The sequence below is a fragment of the Allobosea sp. R86505 genome (genome assembly GCF_042466375.1).
Classification (GTDB): domain Bacteria; phylum Pseudomonadota; class Alphaproteobacteria; order Rhizobiales; family Beijerinckiaceae; genus Allobosea.
This window is the reverse complement of record NZ_JAXHPY010000001.1, coordinates 1,730,897-1,746,244: the sequence shown is the minus strand read 5'-3', so window position 1 is coordinate 1,746,244 and position 15,348 is coordinate 1,730,897. Positions and strand designations below refer to the sequence as shown.

13 protein-coding genes are annotated in these 15,348 nt (G+C 68.3%); 8 read left to right on the top strand and 5 right to left on the bottom strand.

All coding sequences use genetic code 11. From position 1 onward, the window contains the following. The first annotated feature begins 65 nt into the window (after positions 1-65). From SJY11_RS08340 to SJY11_RS08320, 5 genes are all read left to right on the top strand, one after another. Positions 66-1,229: a mandelate racemase/muconate lactonizing enzyme family protein gene (locus SJY11_RS08340; protein ID WP_376986137.1), complete on the top strand. Its 1,164-nt coding sequence runs from the start codon at positions 66-68 to the stop codon at positions 1,227-1,229. 188 nt (positions 1,230-1,417) lie between these two features. After that, positions 1,418-1,945 (top strand): hypothetical protein, encoded by a 528-nt coding sequence (locus SJY11_RS08335; protein WP_376986136.1) that lies wholly within the window; start codon positions 1,418-1,420, stop codon positions 1,943-1,945. Positions 1,946-2,007: 62 nt separating this feature from the next. Next, the gene (locus SJY11_RS08330; RefSeq protein ID WP_376986135.1) at positions 2,008-3,714 is read left to right on the top strand and encodes an efflux RND transporter periplasmic adaptor subunit; all 1,707 of its coding nucleotides are present in this window, start codon (positions 2,008-2,010) and stop codon (positions 3,712-3,714) included. Between the two features lie 12 nt (positions 3,715-3,726). Continuing rightward, positions 3,727-6,852, top strand: a complete 3,126-nt coding sequence (locus SJY11_RS08325; protein ID WP_376986134.1) for an efflux RND transporter permease subunit — start codon at positions 3,727-3,729, stop codon at positions 6,850-6,852. A gap of 20 nt (positions 6,853-6,872) precedes the next feature. Further along, positions 6,873-7,247: a hypothetical protein gene (locus SJY11_RS08320; protein WP_376986133.1), complete on the top strand. Its 375-nt coding sequence runs from the start codon at positions 6,873-6,875 to the stop codon at positions 7,245-7,247. Between the two features lie 331 nt (positions 7,248-7,578). Here SJY11_RS08320 and SJY11_RS08315 read toward each other — a convergent pair whose 3' ends face one another. Genes SJY11_RS08315 through SJY11_RS08305 form a run of 3 tightly spaced genes read right to left on the bottom strand, consistent with a single transcriptional unit; the run spans position 7,579 to position 10,611 of the window. Continuing rightward, a complete protein-coding gene (locus SJY11_RS08315) occupies positions 7,579-8,307 on the bottom strand; it encodes an ABC transporter ATP-binding protein (RefSeq protein WP_376986132.1) in 729 nt (242 codons plus the stop codon). 1 nt (position 8,308) lies between these two features. Next, positions 8,309-9,445, bottom strand: a complete 1,137-nt coding sequence (locus SJY11_RS08310; RefSeq protein WP_376986131.1) for an ABC transporter permease — start codon at positions 9,443-9,445, stop codon at positions 8,309-8,311. Then, positions 9,442-10,611 carry an efflux RND transporter periplasmic adaptor subunit gene (locus tag SJY11_RS08305; protein ID WP_376986130.1) on the bottom strand — a complete coding sequence of 390 codons (1,170 nt, stop codon included), beginning with the start codon at positions 10,609-10,611 and terminating at the stop codon, positions 9,442-9,444. The genes SJY11_RS08310 and SJY11_RS08305 overlap by 4 nt, the downstream gene beginning before the upstream one ends. 329 nt (positions 10,612-10,940) lie before the next feature. On the opposite strand from SJY11_RS08305, the gene SJY11_RS08300 reads away from it, so the two are divergent. From SJY11_RS08300 to SJY11_RS08290, 3 genes are all read left to right on the top strand, one after another. Next, a complete protein-coding gene (locus SJY11_RS08300) occupies positions 10,941-11,522 on the top strand; it encodes a hypothetical protein (protein ID WP_376986129.1) in 582 nt (193 codons plus the stop codon). Between the two features lie 134 nt (positions 11,523-11,656). Further along, the gene (locus tag SJY11_RS08295; protein ID WP_376986128.1) at positions 11,657-11,929 is read left to right on the top strand and encodes a DUF305 domain-containing protein; all 273 of its coding nucleotides are present in this window, start codon (positions 11,657-11,659) and stop codon (positions 11,927-11,929) included. 300 nt (positions 11,930-12,229) lie between these two features. After that, positions 12,230-12,724: a TspO/MBR family protein gene (locus SJY11_RS08290; RefSeq protein ID WP_376986126.1), complete on the top strand. Its 495-nt coding sequence runs from the start codon at positions 12,230-12,232 to the stop codon at positions 12,722-12,724. Here SJY11_RS08290 and hemC read toward each other — a convergent pair. Next, positions 12,721-13,665 (bottom strand): hydroxymethylbilane synthase, encoded by a 945-nt coding sequence (gene hemC / locus SJY11_RS08285; RefSeq protein ID WP_376986124.1) that lies wholly within the window; start codon positions 13,663-13,665, stop codon positions 12,721-12,723. The two genes, SJY11_RS08290 and hemC, sit on opposite strands and share 4 nt — an antisense overlap. Positions 13,666-13,780: 115 nt before the next feature. Beyond that, positions 13,781-15,334: an alpha/beta hydrolase gene (locus SJY11_RS08280; RefSeq protein ID WP_376986122.1), complete on the bottom strand. Its 1,554-nt coding sequence runs from the start codon at positions 15,332-15,334 to the stop codon at positions 13,781-13,783. Positions 15,335-15,348: the final 14 nt, after the last annotated feature.

Genomic DNA, 15,348 nt, shown 5'->3' with positions numbered 1-15,348 from the left:
CCCGACCCCGCCACACAGGCGCAGGACGATGCCGAACCGGCATGCTGATACCAGGGAGGAACGCGATGCGGATCGTCGATGTCTGCGAGGTCACCAAGCCGATCGCCTCGCCTATCCGCAACGCCTATATCGACTTCTCGAAGATGACGGCGAGCCTCGTCGCCGTCGTCACCGATGTCGAGCGCGACGGCCGGCGGGTCGTCGGCTACGGCTTCAACTCCAATGGCCGCTACGGACAGGGCGGCCTGATCCGCGAGCGCTTCCGCGACCGGCTGCTCCAGGCGGAGCCGAAGAGCGTCCTCAACGCAGCCGGTGACAATCTCTGCCCGCACAGGCTCTGGGCGGCGATGATGGTCAATGAGAAGCCGGGCGGCCATGGCGAGCGCTCGGTCGCGGTCGGAACGTTGGACATGGCGATCTGGGACGCGACGGCGAAGATCGCCGGCCAGCCGCTGTTCCGGATGCTGGCGCAGCAGAAGGGCCGCGAGGCCGACCCGCGGGTCTTCGTCTATGCCGCCGGCGGCTATTACTATCCCGGCAAGGACGACGCCCAGCTGCGGGCCGAGATGCGCAGCTATCTCGACCGCGGCTACACGGTCGTGAAGATGAAGATCGGCGGCGCCTCGATCGGCGAGGACCAGCGCCGGATCGAGGCGGTTCTCGCCGAGATCGGCTCCCGGGCGCGGCTCGCGGTCGATGCCAATGGCCGCTTCGATCTGAAGACCGGCATCGCCTATGCCGAGATGCTGCGCCAGTATCCGCTGTTCTGGTACGAGGAGGCCGGCGATCCCCTCGACTACGCGCTCCAGGCGGCGCTGTCGGAGTTCTATCCGGCACCGATGGCGACGGGCGAGAACCTGTTCTCGCATCAGGATGCCCGTAATCTCCTCCGCTACGGGGGAATGCGCCCCGACCGCGACTATCTCCAGTTCGACTGTGCGTTGTCCTATGGGCTCGTCGAATATCTGCGCACGCTCGATGTGCTCGCCCAGTTCGGCTGGTCGCCCGCGCGCTGCATCCCGCATGGCGGCCACCAGATGTCGCTCAACATCGCGGCAGGGCTCGGTCTCGGGGGGAACGAGAGCTATCCCGACCTGTTCCAGCCCTATGGCGGGTTTCCCGACGGTGTCAGGGTCGAGGACGGCCACATCGTCATGCCCGAACTCCCAGGCATCGGCTTCGAGGGCAAAAGCGACCTCATCAAGGTGATGCGCGAACTCGCCGAATAGATCGCGCCAGCGCCGGCGCCTTGGCCTGTGCCCGGCGCTCTGGCCGCCGCTATCAACGAGCCGGTCACCGACGCCGGGTTCCGTCACGATGGAAGCGCCTCGTGCCGGTCTTCGGCACGGCTGCTGCTCCGCCCTGTCTCGGCCTCGGCTGGCCAATAGCGGCCGCGCCGCCCGGATCCCCGGTAACCATGCCGAGCGCGCACCGGGGCGGTCTCTTGACCTTCCCCCTTGGGAAGCTTCATTTCTTCGCGCACCTCCCGAATCGGCGTCTCGACGTGATTGCATTGGACATCCCGGCCAAGCTGCTGAAGGCGATCGCCCTGGTCGCCCTGCTGTCGCTTGCCTGGGCCATGCCAGCGAATGCGCATGCCGGTCACGGCGCGGCGCCCAGGGCCGTCGCGCCAGCGGCCGAGCCCAGGCCACACGATGCGCGCTCGCCGATCGCCGCCTCTCCGCGCGCGGCCGAGGCGGCTGCCCCCTGCGAGCCGGTGGCGACCGGCATGCCGGTTACGCCGGGCTGCCCGCAAGACGAGGGTGCGCAGGGCCGCAGCTGCTGCGGCACGATCTGCACCGTCGCCGCGATCGAGTACGACGCCATGTCGCTTCCGCTGCGGACCCCTCACGGGATCCGACCCGGCTTGCCGCCGGAGCAGACGAATCCCGTCCAAGTGCCAAGCCTCGACGCGAGACCTCCACGAACCATCGACATCGCTTGAGCGTCGGCCGGCTTTTCAGCCGCGCCGCCGGATGGTCATGCCGATCGTGATGGGTTCGTTTCATGTTTTCGTTCGTCCGCAGCCTCGCACGCTGCCTCATGGCGCCTTTGGCGCTGGCTTCCCTCCTGTCCGTTGCCCCGCTCGCGGCCCATGAGGGCCACGACCATGGCGCCCCGCCCGCTCCCGTCCCCACGGCGGGCTCGCCGCGGATCGCGCTGCATTCCGACGCCTATGAGCTCGTCGGCATCCTGCGCGGCGACCGGCTGACGCTGTTTCTCGACCGCTATGCCGGCAACGCCCCCGTCACCGATGCCGGCATCGTCGTCACGATCGGCACCGGGGCGGATGTTGAGGCGACACCGACGCCGGAGGGGACCTACGTCGTGGCCTCGGACCGGCTCGTCGGCGCAGGCCCGCTAGAGCTCGTCTTCGCCATCACCCATCCCGGCGGCGACGACCTCCTGATCGGAACACTGGACCGCCCGGCCGCCCCCGCCCCGGCGGCCGGCGCTCAGGCGGGATCGAGCCAGGCCTCCGCTCAGGCGGCGAGCGTCGTCATCGCGGGCCGGCCAGTGCCGGTCCTGTACCTGGCCATGGGCGCGGCGCTGGCTGTCGGGCTCCTGCTCGGCGCCGCCATCCGCCGCTCGCGCCCGGCCCTGTCCCTGACCGGCCTCGTCCTTCTGGGGCTGATCGCGGGGACGGGCCTGGCGAGCGCCCATGAGGGCCATGATCATGGCGAGGCCGCCAAGGCGGCACCGCCCGCCGGCGATACCCCCCGCCGTCTCGCGGATGGGTCGGTCTTCGCGCCGAAGCCGACGCAGCGGCTGCTGGAGATCCGCACTCAGGTCACGAAGACCGAGGAAGCCCGCAAGACCCTGGCCCTGGTCGGCCGCGTGATCGCGGACCCCAACCGGTCGGGCCAGGTCCAGAGCATCACCGGTGGCCGGATCGTCGCGCCCGAGAGCGGCCTGCCGCGTCTGGGCCAGATCGTCCGGCGCGGCGATATCCTGGCCACCGTCGAGCAGGCCGTGCCGCAGGCCGACCGCACCACCATCGCCGAGCGTGTCGGCGAGATCGAGCAGCAGATCGCCATGGTCGAGGCGAAGCTGAAGCGCTCGCGCGGCCTGGCCGAGCGCGCCATCGCGCCGCAAAGCCAGGTCATCGATTTCGAGATCGAACTCGCCGGCCTGATGCGGCGGCGCGAGATCGTCGGACGGATCCGGATCGAGCCCGAACTGCTGCGCGCGCCACTCGACGGCGTGGTCTCGGCGGTGCGGGTCGTCGCGGGTCAGGTCGTCGGCTCGCAGGACGTCCTGTTCCAGATCGTCGATCCCGCGGGGATGTGGGTCGAGGCCCTGTCCTATGGCGATGTCGATCTCTCGCAGCTCGACGGCGCCTCGGTCCTGCTGCCCGGCGGCAAGCCGCTCAACCTGTCCTTCCGGGGCACCGGACGGGCGCTGCAGCAGCAGGCGACGCTGGTGCACTTCGCCGTCGAGGACCCGCCCGCCACGGTCGCGATCGGCCAGCCCGTGCGGGTGACGGCCCGCAACGGCGCCAGCGTCAGCGGCATCATCCTGCCGCGCGACGCCGTCGTGCGCGGCGGCAATGGCGAGGCCCTGGTCTGGCGCCATACCGATCCCGAGCGCTTCGAGCCCAGGCCTGTCCGCACCGAACCGTTCGACGCGACAAGGCTGGTGGTCCGCTCAGGCGTCGCGCCGGGCGAACGCATCGTCGTCCGCGGCGCCGAACATCTCAACCAGATCCGCTGAGACGAGGGCGCGATGTTCAACCTCCTCGTCTCGGCCAGCCTGCGCAACCGGCTCTTCGTCATCGCCGCCGCGCTCGTGCTCATGGCCTATGGCAGCTATGTGCTGCCGCGCGTCCCCGTCGACGTCTTCCCCGATCTCAACCGCCCGACCGTGACCCTGATGACGGAGGCCGAGGGGCTCGCCCCGCAGGAGGTCGAGCAGCTCGTCACCTATCCGCTGGAAACGGCGATGAACGGCATGCCCGGCGTGCTGCGCGTGCGCTCCGTCTCGGGCGTCGGGCTCTCGATCACCTATGTCGAGTTCGACTGGGGCACCGATATCTACCGGTCGCGCCAGCTCGTCGCCGAGCGGCTGTCGCTGGTGCGCGAGCAGCTGCCGCGCGGCGTCAACCCGCAGATGGGCCCGGTCTCCTCGATCATGGGCGAGATCATGCTGGTCGCGGTGACGGCCGACCGGGCCTCCCCGATGGAGGTCCGCGAGATCGCCGACTTCATCATCCGGCCGCAGATCCTGAACATTGCCGGTGTCTCGCAGGTCATCCCGATGGGCGGCGAGGTCCGCCAGTACCGGATCACGCCCGACATCGCGGCCATGCAAGCACTGGATGTCTCGCCCGAACAGATCGAGGCGGCGGTGACGCGTTTCGGCACCAACACCGGCGGCGGCTTTATCGACCAGCAGGGGCGCGAATACCTGATCCGCAATGTCGGGCTGACGCAGCGGCTGGAGGATCTGCGCAACACCGTCCTGCTGCAGCGACAGGGCCAGCCGATCCTGCTGCACCAGGTCGCGGGCGTCGACTTCGCGGCCCGGGTCAAGCGCGGCGACGCCGGCTACCAGGGCAAGCCTGCGGTGATCATCGGCATCCAGAAGCAGCCGGAAGCCGACACCGTGGCGCTGACGCGCCAGGTCGAGACGGCACTGGCCGAGATCCAGAAGACGCTGCCCGCCGGCATCTCCGCGACGAACGTCCAGTTCCGGCAGGCGAGTTTCATCGAGACCTCGATCGCCAATGTCGAGCGCGTGCTGCTGGAGGCTGCGGGCGTCGTCGCCGTCATCCTGCTGCTCTTCCTGATGAATGTCCGCGCGACCCTGATCTCGCTGACGGCGATCCCGGTCTCGATCCTGACGACGGTGCTGGTCTTCCAGGCCTTCGGACTGACCATCAACACGATGACGCTGGGCGGGCTCGCCATCGCGATCGGCGAACTGGTCGACGATGCCGTCGTGGATGTGGAGAACATCCTGCGGCGGCTGAAGCAGAACCGGGAGAGCGCCGCGCCCAGGCCCGTGCTGGCGGTCATTGCGGCGGCCTCGCAGGAGGTCCGTTCCGGCATCGTCTACGCCACCGCGATCATCATCCTGGTCTTCATCCCGCTCTTTGCCCTGTCGGGCATCGAGGGGCGGCTCTTCGCGCCGCTCGGCATCGCCTACATCGTCTCGATCCTGGCCTCGCTGATCGTCGCGGTCACGCTGACCCCGGTGATGGCCTATTACCTGTTGTCGCGCGCTCCCAGCGGCCATGAGCGCGACTCCTTCGTGGTTCGCCATCTCAAGCGGGGTAATGCGGCGCTGCTGCGCTTCGCTTTCGAGACCCGCGCGCTGCTGGTCACCCTCGTCGGCATCGGCGTGGCGCTGGCCGTCTACGGCGCGACGCTCTTGCCGCGAACCTTCCTGCCGCCCTTCAACGAGGGCACGCTGGTGGTCTCGCTGCAATACAACCCGGGCATCTCGCTGGCCGAGAGCCACCGCCTCGGGCTCCTCGCCGAACAGCTCGTCCTGAAGGTTCCGGAGGTAAAGTCGATCGGCCGCCGCACCGGCCGCGCCGAGCTCGACGAGCACGCGGAAGGCGTCCATTCCTCGGAGGTCGACATCGATCTCCATCGCTCGGACAGGCCCAAGGAAGCGGTCCACGCCGAGATCCGCGCGGCGCTGAGCGTGCTGCCGGTCTCGGTCAATATCGGCCAGCCGATCAGCCACCGGCTCGACCACATGCTCTCGGGCGTGCGCGCCCAGATCGCGCTCAAAATCTATGGCGAGGATCTCGACACCATCCGCAGCCTCGCCGAAACGCTGCGCGAGCGGCTCGCATCCGTGCCCGGCCTCGTCGATCTCCAGATCGAGCGGCAGGTCCGCATTCCGCAGCTGCGCATCGACGTCGACCACGACAAAGCGGCGCTCTACGGGCTGACGCCGGCCAGCGTCACCCAGGCGCTGGAGACGCTCTCCAACGGCCGCACCGTCTCGCAGATCGTCGACGGCAACCGCCGCTTCGACGTCGTGCTGCGGCTTTCGGATCAGGACCGCTCGACGACCGGGCTCGAGGATCTGCTGATCGCGACGCCCGGTGGCCACATCCCCTTGCGCCTGATCGCCTCGGTCTCCGAGACCGACGGCCCCAACCAGATCCAGCGCGAGAACGGCCAGCGCCGCATCGCGGTCTACGGCAACGGCGACGGCCGGCGCGACATGGCGGCGATCATCGCCGACATCCGCGGGATCGTCGCGCAGACGCCGCTGCCACAGGGCTATGTCACGCGCCTGGAGGGCACCTTCCAGGCGCAGGAGGAGGCGACGCTGCGGATCGGGCTGCTCAGCCTGGTGTCGCTGGCGCTGATCTTCGTGGTGCTGTTCACGCGCTACCAGTCGGCGGTGCTGGCGCTGATCATCATGGGCAACATCCCGCTCGCGCTGATCGGCAGCGTCGTGGCGCTACACCTCGCCGGGCAGCCGCTCTCGGTCGCCTCGATGGTCGGCTTCATCACGCTCGCCGGCATCTCGGCGCGCAACGGCATCCTCAAGGTCTCGCACTACATCAACCTGACCCTCTACGAGGGCGAGCGCTTCGGCCGAGACCTCGTCATCCGCGGCAGCCTGGAGAGGCTGACCCCCGTGCTGATGACGGCGCTCTCGGCCGGGCTCGCGCTGATCCCGCTGCTCTACGGCGCCGACCAGCCCGGCCGCGAGATCCTGCACCCGGTCGCGGTCACGATCTTCGGCGGGCTGATCTCGGCGACGATCATCGACACGGTGCTGACGCCCGTCCTGTTCCTGACCTTCGGCCGCAAGCCGCTGGACCGCATCGTCGCCAGCCGCATGGCGAGCGAGGGCGGCTCATCGCCCCAGGAAGCCTTCTGAACCGTCCAAGGAGACCAGCCATGCTCAACCGGATCACCGCGCTTGCCTTTCTCGGCCTCGTCTCTGGCGCTTCGGCCCATGAACTGTCGAAGGGCCCCAATGGCGGCCCGCTCGTCGACATCGCCGGGCACCATATCGAGATGGTCGCGAAGGGAACCGAGCTCGTCCTCTACCTGACGGACGCCGTCGACAAGCCCCTGTCATCGGCGGGAACGAAGGCCGCGCGCGCCATCGTTCAGGACGCCGGCAAGACCACGACGGTGCCGCTCAGCGCCGCCGAGCCCAACAAACTGGTGGGAAGGCTCGCCCAGCCGCTGGGAACGGGCGCGCGGATCGTGATTTCCGCCACGCTCGCGGACGGCCACGCGCTGCAGGCGCGCTTCACCAACAACTGACCCCCGAAGAAGGGATGGCCCCTGACGCTTTCAACACTCATGACACGTTCGGTACTGACGCAGCGCCGACGCTGACGCCCTTGTCGAGCGCGCGCCGATAGGCCAGCCGTTCGGCCTCATCGACGAGGAAGGGGAACACGGCGCGATCCAGGTCGCACGCCCGGCGCGCTCGCCCAGGCGCGGACCTGTGGCGGCGAGGCGCCGCCGCCGATGTCGGCAAGGGGGCGTCTGTGCCCAGACCGGTCAGCCCGATCATGTCGAGTGACGGCGGTGGTCCTTTAACCGCGACCACTCGATATCGCCTTCATGAGGAGCGGTGCGAGCGACGTCATCACGCTCGCGATGAAACCACCTCGACGATCCGGCCGTCGCGCAGATGGACCATGCGGTCGAGGCGCGAAAAAATCTTCTCGTCATGCGTCACGACGATGACCGCAGCGTCTCGTTCGATCGCGACCTGCTTCATCAGATCGATGACGATGGCGGCTCGTTCCGAATCGAGCGCCGCAGTCGGCTCGTCGGCGAGGATGATCCGGGGCTCGTTGGCGAGCGCGCGTGCGATGGCCACGCGCTGGGCCTCGCCGCCCGATAGCTTGGAGGGAAGCGCATCGGCGCGGTGGTCGACCTGCAGATAGCCGAGCAGTTCCATGGCGCGCGCCTTGGCCCGCTCGGGGCTCTCGCCCATCAGGGTGCGAACGATCGCCACGTTCTCCCAGGCCGAGAGGAACGGCAGCAGGTTGTGGAACTGGAAGATGAACCCGATCGTCTCGAGCCTCAGCCGCCTGAGATCGCCGATCAGCCATTTGCCGTCGAAGATCGCGCGACCATCGAGACGGATTGCGCCGGAATCGGGCTCCGTGATGCAGCCGATGCAGTTGAGCAGCGTGCTCTTGCCGGACCCGGAGGGGCCGATCAGGCCCACCACCTCGCCGGTCCCGATCGTCAGATCGATGTCGATCAGTGCTGGCACCTTCGTCGCCCCAGTGCCGAAGGTCTTCGAGAGGCGGGCGATTTCGACGACAGGTCTCGGCGCGACGGCGGGTGTTGGCGCGGTGGTCATATCAGCCTCCGAGCGCCGAGGCTGGATCGATCTTCAGCGCCGAGCGCACCCCAAAGATGCTGGCGATGAGACAAACCATGATGATGATGCAGAGCAGGATCGCCGTGTCGGAGGTCTCCAGCACCACGCGTCGCGGGAAGTAGTCCTTGGCCAGGCGGATCAGGGTCGCGCCGATGGCGAAGCCCACCAGCCCCATCGCCAGCGCCTGCTGCAGGATCAGCGAGACGATGACGCGATCGGGCGCACCGATGAGCTTGAGCGTCGCGATCGCCTTCTTCTTGTCCATGGTCATCGTGTAGACGATCAGTCCGATCACCACCGTCGAGACGACCAGCAGGATCACCGCGAACAGGCCCAGTTGCCGCCTTGCGCGCTCGATCACCGAGCGCGTCAGAATCTCCTCCTGCTGGGCGGCCGTCATCGCGGTCAGATGTTTCCAGCGGGCGATCGAGCCGATGACGCCGTCCGACGAGGCATCGGGGCGCATGCGCACGATGATGGCGCTGACCAGGTCGCTCGAACCACCGGCCGGCGCGTCGCGGGCCATCTCCCGCCTGACCGCCGAGGGATCGAACTGCCACTGGACGATCTGGGCGTCGCGCAGGGTCATCATCAGCACCGGATCGCCTCCCGAACTGGTGGCGTTCGCGGTCAGGCCGACGACGGTGAAATCGTCGCGGCCGATGCGGATTCGTTCGCCGAGTGCGAGGCCGGTCTTGCGATCGGCCACCACTTCGGAGCGCGACTTCAGGATGGCGCGGCCTTCCTCGATTGCGACCTCGCTGCCAGGCCGCCCGATCTGGGCGCCGACGATGAAGACGCGCAGGTTCGTGCCGCGATAGGGAAACTCGACGGTCTGGTAGACGACCGCGCCGGCCGCCGCCACGCCGGCATGGACGGCGATGGCATCGCGCGTGTCGCGCGGCAGGCGCGAACTCTCGGCGAAAGGCCCCCGCTTGCCCGCTTCGACGACCCAGGCATCGGCCGCGGCACTGCGGACCAGGCCGAGCGCCTCGGCAACCAGCCCGCGATAGATGCCGACCATGCCCATGACGACGCCCAGCAACAGGCTGAGGCCGACGCAGGTGAGGATGAACCGTCCAAGACCATGCTGGACATCGCGCCAGGCGAGGTTCATCGGGGGCTTTCGGAGGCCACCGCCCTGCGCCCGACCTTGAAGCCATCATCGGGCACGGAGACCACCGCGCGTGCATCGGCGGGCAGGCCGTCGACGATCAGCACGCGACCGTCGAGCAGCCGGTCTCCGAGAGCGACGAGACGCCGATGGAGCTTGCCGTCCTCGACCGTCCAGATCATGCCCGCACGACCATCGAAGCCGCTCACGGCACGTAAGGGAACGAACAGACCCTCCGGGACGACCCGCTTGATGATCTCGATCTCGGCCTGCTCGCCGAGATAGCGGCCCTGATGTTCCGGCTCACAGGTCAGGCAGCGCACATAGACCCGGCGCTCCTCGGTGACGCGGTCGTTCTCCTGGTCGATCCGGACGATCTGCGCCTCGACGACGGTGTTCATCTCGGAGCGCAGCCGGACCAGCGCCTTTTGCCCGATCGCGAGTCCGCCGGATACGGCCTCGTCGATGAAGGCACGGACCCAGACCGAATGGGGTTCGATGATCGTGAAGACGACCTCCCCGACACCGGCGACAGCGCCGGCCTCCTTCAGGCGGGACAGAATGCGCGCGCGATAAGGCGCAATGAGCCGGTGCTGGTCGAGCAGCACCTGTTCGATCGTCAGCGCCGCGGCGACGTCATCACGGGCCGCTTCGGCCACGCGGACCTCCGCCTTGGCAACGGCGAGATCGGCCTGGGCGAGCGTCTCGTTGGTCTGGGCTTCGTCGGCCTGCTCGCGCGAGACGCTGCCGCGATCGACGAGCGACTGGCGGCGCTGGTTCACCAGCACCCGCTGCTGAAGATTAGCCTCCGACCGCTGCAACAGTGCCTGCGCCTTGGCGAGAGCCGCCTGCGCCTGGAGCTTCGCCACCTCCGCCTTGGCGACACGGGCGCGCTGGGAACTGTCCTCGAGAGTCGCCAGCACCGTGCCAGCCGGAACGATCTCGCCCTGGTCGGCCGAGAGCTGCACGATCCTGCCCCCGACCTGGAAGCCGATCCGGGACAGCACCTGCGCTTCGACGCTGCCCAGTCCGAAGACCCGGATTTCGACATCACGCTCGACCCGCGCGACGTCGACGGTGACGGGGCTCAACGTGCGGACATAGAGAATGCCGGCCATCGCCATCGCGACGAGGATCAGAACGGCCGGCAGCGCGATGCGCTTGGACATGGACGGTTTCGATCCCAGATCGGCGCAACGTGCCGGAAAGACTCTCCCGCCAGTCCTTATCATCGCGGCCGCACCTGCATTGCGTTTCGTCAATCACCGGCAAAACAATCATGTTTCGCTCGGCGAGAGGATCCGAGGCGGAGGGAGTGGCGCCGCCATCGGCGACGGCACGGTTCGACCAAGGGCAACGGGAGAAGATCGTCTCAGGCGATCCAGGCCTTGAGCCGCGCCTTCACCGGCGAAAATGGGGGCGAGCGCAGCAAACATGATCGCGATCATGTTCGAGGACGCTGCGGCATGCGAAGCGTCTCTCAAACAAGGAAGACATCATGATCCGCGCACTTGCCCTCGTCGCCTCGCTCGCCCCGGCCGCCGCGCTGGCGCAATCTCATGCCGGTCAGTCCCATGCCGGCCATGCGTCGCCCCCGGCCCAGCAGATGGGTCAGCAGCATGGCGCCGCAGCCGCCGCGCCGGTTCAGCCCGGACAGGGCGCTTTCGCGGCCATCCAGGAGATCGTCGAAATCCTGGAGGCCGATCCGAAGACCGATTGGTCGAAGGTCAATATGGAGGCGCTCCGGCAGCATCTGGCGGATATGAGCGCCGTCACGCTTCAATCCGAGGTCAAGGCCGAGCCCATCGACGGCGGGATGATGTTCACCGTGACGGGGGCGCCGCCGGTGAGGGACGCCATTCGCCGCATGGCGCTCGCTCACGCTGCCACGATGAACGACGCCGGTGGCTGGCAGTTTGCGGCGGCACAGGTCGAGGGTGGGGCGACCATGGCGATCAAGGTTCCGGCCGCCGACCTCGCCAGGCTGCAGGGGCTGGGTTTCATCGGCGTCATGACACGCGGCATGCATCATCAGCAGCACCACCTGATGATCGCGCGCGGCGCCAACCCGCACCATTGAGCGTGTCGTGCGCTGCGCGCCCCCCGCTCCTGGCGCCGTAGCGCCCATGGGCCAGATGGGGATGGGTGAGATGGACGCAGGCACGATGAGCATGAATTCAAGGCGGGCCATGAGGAAACGATGATGCCCGCACCTTGGGACGTCGCCTCGACGAAGGAATTCAAGCGCGCCGACATCGACATGAAGATGAGGCACGACATGGCCCTCCCTTACGCCGGCAACGCCGACGTCGACTGCCGCACCAGCAAAGGGTCCCGCATCATCAGGGGGCGGTCGATATGACCAAGGTCGTGCTGGCTCACGCCAATGACGAGACCAGCGAGACGCTCGCCGCCGAGATCATCAAGGACCACGAGCGCGAGATCACCCAGATGCGTCACTGGCCCAGCAAGGACGTGCCGAAGTGATGCGTGCCCTGCCGGCATGTCCCCGACGCGGCCCCCAAAAAAAGCGATTGAGATGCCGCCAACCCAATGCAAGCGGCAACTGTCGTACCGCCGCGCCGTGGAGGCGTGTTGCACGATGTGAACAATTCGTGCAGCGTAAATTATGACGCAATGTGAGATTCATTGAATAACTTCAGACGCTTGCAGGTTGGCGACTCTGGCTGCGCATCCTCCTACCCAGCCAGCGCCCGCACATTCGCGCGCGCGGGCGAGCGATGTGCTAGCCTTCGCGCCTCTGCCTGCGGGCTCCGGATACGGCCGATGAATGCGATGGATGGCTTGGGTCTCGCGGGCTTCGTCGTTGCCTGTGTGGTGGCGGCGAGTTCGGGCGCGATCTTCAAGCCCGGCGCCTGGTATGAAGGGCTGGCCAAGCCCTGGTGGCGACCGCCTAACTGGCTGTTCCCGCCGGCCTGGACGTTGCTCTATTGCATGATCGCGGCATCGGGCTGGCTGGTCTGGCGCAAGGCGGGCTTCACCGGCGCGGGGCTGCCGCTGACGGTCTACGGCCTGCAACTCGTGCTGAACGCGATGTGGTCGGGGATGTTCTTCGGCCTGCGCCGGATGGACCTCGCCTTCGTCAATGTCTGCGCGCTCTGGCTCTCGATCGCCGCGCTGATCGTCCTGTTTGCGCCGATCGATTCGCTCGCCGCCTGGCTGCTCGTCCCCTATCTCGTTTGGGTGAGCTTTGCCGCCTTCCTGAACTTTACGGTCTGGCGGATGAACCCCGACGCATCGCCCCGGAACAGCGCCGCTTAGGCGCCGACATATTTGAAATGGGCGCCGACGCTGCGGTAGGACGCTTCGAGCACATCGACACCACCGGCGAGCCGCAGCGCTTCGGCGGTCACGAGGCCGAGCTCGACGGCCTCCCGGCCCGGGCGCTCGTCATGGGCCGTGATGCGCTTGCCGCCGTCGAATGAGGTGATCTGCGCGTGCAGATGGAGCCTGTCGCCCTGCCAGGTCGCGCTTGCGCCCACGGGCAGGCTGCAGCCGGCGCCCAGCGCATGCAGCATCGCCCGCTCGCAATCGACCTCGGCGCGCGCCTTGGGGTCCTCGATGTCCTTGAGCATGGCGAGGATCGTCGGATTGTCGTCCCGCGCCTGCACGCCGAGCGCGCCCTGCCCGATCGCATAGGGAAACAGGATCGGGTTGAGCAGCTCCGAGGTCGCGCCTTCGAGGCCGAGCCGCTGCAGCCCGGCCTGGGCCAGGATGACCGCGTCCAGCCCGTCATCACCGTTGATCTTGGCCAGGCGCGGACCGACATTGCCGCGGATCGGCACCACCTCGACATCGGGCCGCAGGCTCAGGATCTGCGAGCGCCGGCGCAGCGAGCCAGTGCCGACGCGCGCGCCCTGGCGCAGATCGGCCAGCGTCGAGCCGCAGAGCACGTCGCGCGGATCGACCCGCTCCGGCACCGCCGCCAGCACCAGCCCCTCGCGCAGCGTCGTCGGCAGATCCTTGAGCGAATGCACGACGATGTCGACCTCGCCCGAGGTCAGCTGGTCCTCATGCTCGGTCGAGAACACGCCGATGATGCCGAACTGGTGGAATTCGGAAACGCGGTCCTTGTCGGCGATCGTTGCGATCGGGTGGAGCGAGAACTCCGTGTCGGGATGCTTCGCCTTGATCAGCGAGGCGATGTAGTTCGTCTGCGCGATGGCGAGGGGGCTGCGGCGCGTACCGATTTTCAAAAGCATGGACGATTGACCTAAGCCTGGGCCCGAAGGGCGCCCTCGTGAACGATCGAAGTCTCTATCAGCCGAGCAAGTCGCCGAGGCAACGTCAACTGCTTTCCCGTCCCGGACGGCACCGTCATCGCGCCACCAGCGGGAAGGTCGCGGCGATCGCCCAGGCGAAGGCGAAGGCATTGGCGATGCCGGCCATGAAGGGATGGCCGGAGCGCCGGAACGCCCAGGCGCTGAACAGCCCGTAGACGAGGAAGAACAGCACGATCACCGGGACGATGATCAGCAGGAAGAACAGCCGCTGGAAATCGAGCGCGACCGCCAGTCCGAGCGAGACCAGAAAGGCGAGCTTCGAGGCGAGGAACGCTCCACGCGCCGCCCCCTCCCCGCGCGTCAGCCATTCATCGGCGAGGAAATAGATCAGCGTGCCGGCCAGCGTCGCGGCAAAGAGCGGCAGGCGATGGCCGGCCGGCACGAACGCCGTCACGAAACTGTGGACGGGCCAGGCAAGCGCGACGAGCCCGAACAGCATCAGCGCCAGCGTTCCGCCGGCCAGCGCGCCCCGCGACACGGTTGAACTTGGAGAGGTCCGCCCGCGCTGGATGAAGGCGATGCAAAGCGCCGTGAGGGCGCCATAGGCGGCGAAATGCACGGCGAGATAGTCGCCGACGATGACCGGCAGGAAATTCGTCGGCACGAAGCGCAGCAGGACAGGCGTGAGCAGAGCCGGCAGAACCAGCGGCAGCGCGATCCGCCGCCAGCCCAGCCCCGCACCCACCGGCGGCGCCGCCACGCGTGGCAGCAGCGCCGAGAGCGGCCAGGCCAGCACAACAACGCCGGCGAGCAGCAGCAGGATCCAGACGCCCCGGCCGTCGAGATCGGGGCTCGTCGCAGTCGGCCGGCCGAAGCTGGCATCGAGCCAGGCCAGCGCCTCGCGCAGGTTCGCCTCGTTGTAGAGCACGCCGACATGCTCGGCCCGGGGGCTGACGGCGGCGCGCCTGGCGGTGCCCCCTGCGATATCGCCATAGGTGACGCCCGGCTCGGGCGAGGCCGGCGCGGAGACCAGCCCGACCGCGCGCAGCGCCTCGCGCCGCAGGCCCCCCTCCCATTCCCCGGCGATGACCAGCAGGTTGCGCGGGCTCGTCGCCGTGACGGCGGGCGAGAACATCGAAACCGCCACCGTCGCCGCGACATCGGCCCGGCTCAGGGCGACGCGCACGATAATGTCGGTCGCCATCGAGTGGCCGAGCAGAGCGAGCCGCCCGTCACCCAGCCCTTTGGCAAGGTCGACGACGCGCGCGGTTTCCTCAACCAGCCGGCGCGTCGCACCGTCCTCCCGGGAGATGTTGCCCGTGAGCGGCCTCGGATTGGCGCCATGGCCGGCGAAATCGAAGGTCACCGCGACATAGCCGCCACGCGCGAGCGTGACCGCGAAGGGCTGCATCAACTGCTGCGAGCCGGCGAAACCATGCGCGATCACGACGACCGGGGCTGTCCCCGTGCGGTCGACCGGGCGGAACACCGTCATCGGCGTGCCCTCCGCCGTCATCGACTCGGTGGTGACGCCGCGCCGCGCATCCTGCAACTGCGACAGGGCGACACCGATCGCGACGACGGCGAGGCCTCCGAGCAGAAGCTGGATCCATCCCAGGGCAGGCCGGCCCGGCTCGCGCCCCGTCATGCCGCGCGCACGCC

Bases quoted from the DNA above. Each gene is read 5' to 3' on its own strand.
- SJY11_RS08280 (WP_376986122.1), bottom strand. From the start codon at position 15,334: ATGACGGGGCGCGAGCCGGGCCGGCCTGCCCTGGGATGGATCCAGCTT.
- SJY11_RS08310 (WP_376986131.1), bottom strand. From the start codon at position 9,445: ATGAACCTCGCCTGGCGCGATGTCCAGCATGGTCTTGGACGGTTCATC.
- SJY11_RS08335 (WP_376986136.1), top strand. From the start codon at position 1,418: ATGCCGAGCGCGCACCGGGGCGGTCTCTTGACCTTCCCCCTTGGGAAG.
- SJY11_RS08330 (WP_376986135.1), top strand. From the start codon at position 2,008: ATGTTTTCGTTCGTCCGCAGCCTCGCACGCTGCCTCATGGCGCCTTTG.
- SJY11_RS08325 (WP_376986134.1), top strand. From the start codon at position 3,727: ATGTTCAACCTCCTCGTCTCGGCCAGCCTGCGCAACCGGCTCTTCGTC.
- SJY11_RS08305 (WP_376986130.1), bottom strand. From the start codon at position 10,611: ATGTCCAAGCGCATCGCGCTGCCGGCCGTTCTGATCCTCGTCGCGATG.
- SJY11_RS08300 (WP_376986129.1), top strand. From the start codon at position 10,941: ATGATCCGCGCACTTGCCCTCGTCGCCTCGCTCGCCCCGGCCGCCGCG.
- hemC (WP_376986124.1), bottom strand. From the start codon at position 13,665: ATGCTTTTGAAAATCGGTACGCGCCGCAGCCCCCTCGCCATCGCGCAG.
- SJY11_RS08290 (WP_376986126.1), top strand. From the start codon at position 12,230: ATGAATGCGATGGATGGCTTGGGTCTCGCGGGCTTCGTCGTTGCCTGT.
- SJY11_RS08340 (WP_376986137.1), top strand. From the start codon at position 66: ATGCGGATCGTCGATGTCTGCGAGGTCACCAAGCCGATCGCCTCGCCT.
- SJY11_RS08320 (WP_376986133.1), top strand. From the start codon at position 6,873: ATGCTCAACCGGATCACCGCGCTTGCCTTTCTCGGCCTCGTCTCTGGC.
- SJY11_RS08315 (WP_376986132.1), bottom strand. From the start codon at position 8,307: ATGACCACCGCGCCAACACCCGCCGTCGCGCCGAGACCTGTCGTCGAA.